Source organism: Acidiferrobacteraceae bacterium (assembly GCA_037388825.1).
In the GTDB taxonomy this organism is placed as follows: domain Bacteria; phylum Pseudomonadota; class Gammaproteobacteria; order Acidiferrobacterales; family JAJDNE01; genus JARRJV01.
In genome coordinates this window covers 1-6,549 of sequence record JARRJV010000097.1, presented here as the reverse complement: position 1 = coordinate 6,549, position 6,549 = coordinate 1, and the positions used below count along the sequence as shown (strand labels likewise).

The following is a 6,549-nucleotide window of genomic DNA, read 5'->3' as shown; positions in this document are numbered from 1 at the left end:
ACGGGCGCCCGTCCAAAGAGATGCTGCGCAGCATCGAATTTACACAGGCCTTCCTGTCGTCCTTGCTGGTGTTCCTGGCGTATTTCGCACTCACACCGGTTGTGTCCCGTCCCTGGGCGCTGCTTGCCGCCGGCCTTGTTGCCATCAGTCCACACCTGGTCGCCGCCAATGTCTACCTGTTGAGCGAAACGCTCTATTCCGTTTTTCTGGTGCTGCTGCTCCTTGTGATGCGTCGGCAGGAACGATGGCGGCAGAAGAAATGGATACTGCTGGCTGGCATGGTGGTGGCCGCCGGTGCGCTGGTCCGACCCACGTTGCAGTATTTTCCCCTGTTCCTGATCCCGTTCCTGTTCCTCGTTTTCGATCGGCGCCTGGCGCTGAAGTCCGGGGCCTTTCTGCTTGTCGGATTCTTCCTCGTGTATGCGCCATGGGCGGCGCGTAACCTTGCCGATTTTGGTTCGGTGAGCAAGAGCAACCTGGCTGTGTTGTCGGTGCGCAACGGCATGAACGTGGGTCTGATGTACCAGAATCGCCCGGAGACCTACGGCCGTCCCTATGCATTCGATCCCGAGTGGAAGCAGAAGAAGACCATGGGCGAAGTGGTTTCGGAGATTGCGTCGCGCTTCCGGCACGAACCGTGGACCTATCTTTCCTGGTACCTGATAGGCAAACCGCGGGTGCTTCTGTCGTGGAGCATCGCCAATGGCGCGGGCGACGTCTTCATCTATTCCGTCTATACATCTCCCTACTTCACGCTTGCCCGCTTCAAGCTGACCCATGCACTGATGAAATTCATTCATTGGCCCCTGATGATTGCCGGTTTGCTCGGGATGGTGTTTGCCTGGTTGCCCCGAAGGATGCTGTCTTTGTCTCCGGAAGCGATATGGGTCATCCGCCTGTGGGCCATCCTGTTCGGCTATCATCTGCTGGTGCATATCGCCGGCGGAACCCTGCCGCGATACTCGATACCACTACGCCCCGAAATCTTTGGCCTCGCTGCTTTTGCGATGATGGGCGCGTGGCGATGGGCGCGTGAACACCTGCCGCCGCAACTTGCGCGGGCGGGAATCGGGCAGGGGCCAGTCAGGCCGGAATCGCTAGAATAGGGGAAAACCGCGGCATCTTTGCCGCAGCACAATGACGACCAGATACGCGGCGCCATGCGAATACTGATGTTGACCCGGAATTTCCCGCCGTTGCTTGGCGGCATGGAGCTCGTTCGTGGCTGCAGGCTCAGACCGTTACCCCTGTTTCTTCTGCTTTGCTATGCGCGTGGACGGAAACTGGCCCGAGTGGTGCGCCCGGACCTGATTCTCGCAGGCAGCGGTCTGACGGCATTGCCGGCTGTTTTGCTCGCGCGTGCGCTGGACATACCCGCCGTCACCGTACTGCACGGCCTGGATCTTGTCGTGAACCATGGTCTGTACCAGCGTTTTTTTGTACCGGCAATCCGTCGTTGTGATGTCGTGATCGTTAACAGCCGGAACACCGGGGAACTGGCGCGCCATAAAGGTATCGATCCGGGCCGGATCCGTGTCCTCAATCCCGGGGTTACACTTCCGGATCCACAGTCTTCGCCGGATGCGGCGTCATTCCGGGCTGAACGCGGAATCGGTGAGGAGGAGATTATACTGCTCAGTGTCGGACGGCTGACACGAAGAAAGGGCCTGGCGGAGTTTGTTGAAAAGGTGTTGCCAGGCCTGGTTGGCGAGAACCCGCGCTTCCGGCTTCTGATTGTCGGCGGGAACGCCACCCGTGCCCTGCGCGGCTCCGGCAACGAGCAGCAACGGATTACGGCGGCCGCTGCTCGCGCCGGTCTGGAGCGCCATGTGACCTTTCTTGGAGCGGTATCGGAAGAGGAATTGTCCCGCGCCTATGCCTCCGCGCGCTGTCTCGTTTTCCCGGTGCTGGATCTGCCGGACGATGTGGAAGGATTCGGAATGGTCGCCGCCGAGGCGGCGGCCCATGGGCTGCCTACCATCGCATTTGCCGCCGGCGGAGTTCCCGATGCCGTCGCATCAGGCGTGTCCGGTACGCTGGTACCCGCGGGTGACTATGAGGGAATGGCGAAGGCGATTCTGGAGAACGCGAGTGTCGAGGTTCCCGGCGAGGTTCGGGCAAGATGCCGGAAATTCGCGGAGCGATTTGCCTGGGACCGCTATGGTGCCGAACTGAACCGGATTTGTCAGGACGCGCTTGCCCGCTAGATGGGATCGATTGAAGTCACTCTTCTTCTGCTTCGTCCCGCTGCCAGTCACCGCTGGGGCGGTAGTGGAGCGCCGATACCTGCTCCGAAACAATGCCGATCAGGAACGTAATGGTCGCCGCGATAATCAACAGGGCGCTCATATTCGTGAATCGGTGGGACGTGAGAAAGGTGTAGGCGTAGTAGCCGACTCCGGTAACGAACAGAGCGGCGCTGACGGGCAGGAACAGGCGCATCGGTGAGAACAGTGCCCCGATTCGCAGGATGATCAGAAAGAACCTGGTTCCGTCGCGGAACAGATGGATATTGCTTTTGCTGGACCGCCGGCGAATCGCGATCGGGATATAGGCCACGGCATAGGCGGAACGAAAAAATGCCATGGTGCTGGTGGTTGGATAGGAAAAGCCATTGGGCAGCAGGTAGAGAAAACGCCGAAACTTGTTTGCCCGGACCGCGCGAAAGCCGGACGTGAGGTCCTCGATGCGGAACCCGGTCATCATCGACGCCATGCGGTTGTAAATCGAATTGGCAAAGGCGCGATGCAGTCCCGCCTGGCCGCGAATGGATCGTGCACCCACGACCATGTCATATCCCTCACCGAGTTTTTCCAGGAGCCGGGGGATATCGCTTGCATCGTGCTGACCATCGGCGTCCAGAAATACCAGTATCCGGCCTTTGGCTGCCCGGGCGCCACGCTTGATCGCGGCGCCGTTCCCCATGGAGTAGGGATTTGAAAGAACCCTTGCGCCTGCGTCCCCGCTCACGGCGGCGGTGTCATCTCGCGAACCATCGTTGACCACGATCACTTCGGCTTCCGGATACAGGGCCTTGATTTGAGGCAGCAGGGCGCGCAGGCCTTCGGCCTCATCCTTGGCGGGTATCACGATGGAAAGATCATGCATACGGGATCGAGGGATTTTTTTGCTGTTCGAATCGACTATAGCAGAGTTACTGCTTTCGGGTCGCGGAACGTGCAAGACGGCCGGCCAGCGAATCGCGGCGCGCCCGCTGTTCCGGGTCCAGGTTCCATGATGGGTCTTGCAGGCGCCGCAAGGCGGACCGTGCCTGTTCAAAGGCATGGACATGCAGCGAAGCCTGGGCAGTCAGCAACCAGTATTCCGGCTCCTCGGTGCGCAAGCGGGAAGCCAGGGCGAGTGCAGCAAGCGCCCGTCGCGGATGACCGGTGCCAAGTTCCAGTCGCGCCAGGCCGAGGGCGAGCCAGGATCGCGCGGCCTCGTGTGTCGTCGGGTTGGCCATGGCGGTTCGGTACCATTGGCGCAGGCGGGGGGAGATTGCGGAACACGGGCGGGGTCCCCGGGTGACACAGTCCGTCAGGCGTGCCAACTGATACGAACTGGCAGGCTCGACCTTTCCGCTTCGCAGCCGGGACTCGATCTCCTCGAGCAGTCCCCTGTCCGCCCGAAGGGTATAGCGCGACGTCTTGCCCGGCACCGCGCTGATCTGGACGAGTCCATGGAGCGTGGCCGGAAGCCTGGGGATTCCCTGCCCGGGCGATGTATTGATTTGCGACTGCATGGCGATTCGAACGATCTCCACCAGCGCCTCGGCATGACCCGTTTGCAGGCGCGCCGCCTGCCCCAGGTGGGCGATGGCCCCGAGTGGATCGTTGCGACGGTGCAGCAGGTATTCCGCCACAATGGCCTGGCTGCGCGCCGACTCCGGATGATTCCGTGCCAATGAGGGGATCAGCGTATCGTCGGATTGCCAGATCGCGGCACGGCTGACGGTGGCAATCGCAGCGGAAAGTACGAACACACCGACCAGTCCGCGGCGCCACGCCGTCGAATGCGACGGAAGGCGCAGTTGCGTCACCAGTCCTACGATCATGAACGCCGGCCCGAAGAGTGCGACGTAGTTGCGATGCTCATGCACGAGTTCCAGAGCGACAAACGAGGATTCAAGCGCATGCGCGGCCAGGAACCAGAACAGACCGAAACCAAGCAGTGGAATCTGTTTGCGCCACCGCCACGCGGCAAACCCCGCCCCTAGCCAGGCGAAGATGGCAATCACGGTCGTGGCCGGCCGCAGGAGACCGGTGCTGAGCACGAAGTCATCGTGGTAGATTCCGAACCTCCCTGGCACCGGCGCGATGTAAAGGCTCAGGTAGTACCACAGTGCGCGAAACTCTGTCAGGACTCGCTGGGAGAGCGTGAAATCCCGTTGCACATAGCCGTGAACAATAAAATGCGGGTGCAGGATCAACCACACGATTCCTGCAAGCATCGGGATGCCCAGGACGAAGGCAAACAGGAGTTGTATCTGGCGTCGTTGGCGTGCACTCGCTTGCGAGGAGCGCAGTGGAAGCCACTCGGTTGTCAGGGCCAACAGCGGCAACAGAATCGCGTTTTCCTTGCATGCGGTTCCGAAAAGCACCCCTCCGATCAGGCCGCCGGCCATCATGATCATCCCTGCCCCCGCTCGGCGGGCATGAAGGTCCCTTCCTTTGAGGAACACAAGCAGGCCGGCGAAAACGAACAGTGCGGAAAGCGAGGCCATGCGCTGGACCACATACAGGACCGCGGTCAGCTGGATGGGATGCAGTGCCCATACGGCAGTCACTAGCGGAGCAAGCCAGGGATCCGTGTTCTCCGGCAGGCGTCTTGCCAGACGCATGGCGATGGCATACACCAGAATTGTGTTGATCAGATGGATCAGGAGATTTGTCAGTTTGAAGGGAAGGGTGTTGTCGAATCCCCCGGCGACTACGTGATCGATGGCGAGGCTGACCATGGGAAGCCAGCGAGGAAGGAAACCGCTCTGGTCTGACATGGTCGCCGCCCGCAAGGTCGACCACGAGACATGATCCATGGCCACGCCCGGGTTTTGAACGATGTTGTAGAAATCGTCAAAGACAAACGGTCCGGACAGGCCGGGCCAGTACACCAGCACCACCAGTATCAGAATGACCGCGAGCGCAGCGTGCCTGCGCCAGTCCCGTGGGCTGCTTCGGTCGATCGCTAACGCATTCATTTCCCGGCGGGGCCGCCTTGTGGCCGTGCTTCCAGTTCGTGAATCTTTGCGGCCAGCCGCTCGATGTCCCGGTCCCGGGGATAGAGACTGACCCGGTTGGCCTGGCGCAGGATTTCCAGTTCCTTGCGTGCCTGCTTCATTTGGCCATGTTCGAGATAGATATCGGTGATCATGAACAGCGGATGCAGGTAGTTTCGGTCCTCTTCGTGGGACCGGCGCAGGTATGAAATCGCTTCATTGACGCGGCCTTGTGCGGCGAGGGTGCGTCCGAGCAGGTAGTCGTAGAACGACCGCTTGGAGGGATTCGAGCGGAACCGGTCCACGATCACGCGCAGCCAGGCCTCCATGGGTTTTTGCAGGCTGCGGCAACGACCCGTCAGACAGCCGACGGCGTATTGCATGGTTACCTGGGTCAGTGGGGTGATTGGGTCGGTTCGCAACTGCCTGGAGAGCGCCTGTTCATCTGCTTGCGGAAGCTTGTGTCCGCTCCATGAGATGACAATGGACCGATTGACCGGATATCCCGGTTCGTGGGGATCAAGCGCCGCCGCGCGTCCAAATCGGGAAATCGCGCCGGCAAAGTCCCCTTGTTTTGCCAGTACCGAAGCGAGGCCTGCCTGTGCCCGTGGCGAAGAGGGATGATGGAGGGCCTCGAAATATGTGTAGACGTCGTTGTTGGCCCACTGTCCGGAACGAATTGTAGTAATGACGGCGGACAGGGCAATGAGCAAGCTGAGGAGGATCAGGGGAAGGCGGCTACGATACTCGCGCGCCACCCAGGCAGCGCCGGCGCCTATCGCCAGCATTGGCCCGAGTATGGGCAGATAGTTGCGATGTTCGTGTGCGATCTCCAGGGGAATGAAGGTGGATTCAAGCAGATGGCCGGCGAGGAACCACAGAACCGCAAAGCTCAGTATCGGCGCGGACCGCCGTACTCTCAGCGCCACCACCACCAGGATCAACAGGCCGGCAACCGCCGGCAGTGTGGTCCAGGGTTGTACCAAGGAATGGGACAGGGTGATGTCGTCATGCTGGCCGCCGAACCAGTCGATGCGCGGGAACAGCAATAGCGCCAGGTAGAAGAACAGGACCCGGGCCTCGGTCAGGAGGCGCTCGCTCTGGGTGAAGTCGCGGGCGCCATAGCGGGAACTGAAATAGAACACCGCCAGCGCGGTGAAAAGCAGCACCACTCCGGCCGCCACGGACCACAGGACGGCGCGCGTGCGACGTGGAAGACCGGCGAGGCGCGCCCAGGGTGGCAGGGCTCCGAAGACAGTCGCGTCGATGACTACGGCGAACAATGGCAGGGCGACAGCGTTTTCCTTGCTGAGCATGCCCGCGGCGCCAAAGCC

At 61.1% G+C, this 6,549-nt stretch carries 5 protein-coding genes; 2 read left to right on the top strand and 3 right to left on the bottom strand.

What is annotated here, in order from left to right:
* Both P8X48_12350 and P8X48_12345 read left to right on the top strand, forming a co-directional pair.
* A partial coding sequence (locus P8X48_12350; GenBank protein ID MEJ2108096.1) for a glycosyltransferase family 39 protein occupies positions 1-1,106 on the top strand: 1,106 nt, incomplete at its 5' end.
* Positions 1,107-1,172: 66 nt separating this feature from the next.
* Positions 1,173-2,207 (top strand): glycosyltransferase family 4 protein, encoded by a 1,035-nt coding sequence (locus tag P8X48_12345; protein ID MEJ2108095.1) that lies wholly within the window; start codon positions 1,173-1,175, stop codon positions 2,205-2,207.
* Positions 2,208-2,223: 16 nt separating this feature from the next.
* On the opposite strand, the gene P8X48_12340 is transcribed toward P8X48_12345, so the two are convergent.
* The 3 genes from P8X48_12340 to P8X48_12330 all read right to left on the bottom strand — a co-directional run.
* Complete coding sequence (locus tag P8X48_12340) at positions 2,224-3,108, bottom strand: glycosyltransferase family 2 protein (GenBank protein ID MEJ2108094.1); 885 nt, start codon at positions 3,106-3,108, stop codon at positions 2,224-2,226.
* Between the two features lie 46 nt (positions 3,109-3,154).
* Positions 3,155-5,197 (bottom strand): hypothetical protein, encoded by a 2,043-nt coding sequence (locus P8X48_12335; GenBank protein MEJ2108093.1) that lies wholly within the window; start codon positions 5,195-5,197, stop codon positions 3,155-3,157.
* A partial coding sequence (locus P8X48_12330; GenBank protein MEJ2108092.1) for a tetratricopeptide repeat protein occupies positions 5,194-6,549 on the bottom strand: 1,356 nt, incomplete at its 5' end. The genes P8X48_12335 and P8X48_12330, both read right to left, overlap by 4 nt.